The sequence below is a fragment of the Achromobacter sp. GbtcB20 genome, assembly GCF_019091095.1.
In the GTDB taxonomy this organism is placed as follows: domain Bacteria; phylum Pseudomonadota; class Gammaproteobacteria; order Burkholderiales; family Burkholderiaceae_B; genus Achromobacter; species Achromobacter mucicolens.
Window position 1 is genome coordinate 1 of sequence record NZ_JAGXJZ010000936.1, and the last position, 233, is coordinate 233.

Consider the following 233-nt stretch of genomic DNA (forward strand, 5'->3'; position numbering starts at 1 on the left):
GGTGCCCTGGTCCATCTCCAGGACGTTGCGGCTGACCTGGGCGATGCCGGCGCTCTGCTCCATGCTGGCGGCCGTGATCTCGGCCATGATGTCGGTGACGCGGCGCACGCTCGCCACCACGTCCTGCATGGTGGCGCCGGCCTGCTCGACCAGGCTGCTGCCTTCGCGCACCTTGTCGACCGAGTCGCCGATCAGGTCCTTGATTTCGCGGGCGGCGGCGGCCGAGCGCTGGG

Annotated in this window: 1 protein-coding gene; it reads right to left on the reverse strand. The window is 70.8% G+C overall.

Annotation, left to right across the window (positions count from 1 at the left end; all coding sequences use genetic code 11):
- Positions 1-233: methyl-accepting chemotaxis protein (locus KVT32_RS31710; RefSeq protein WP_254637111.1), on the reverse strand; the 233-nt coding region annotated here is incomplete at both ends.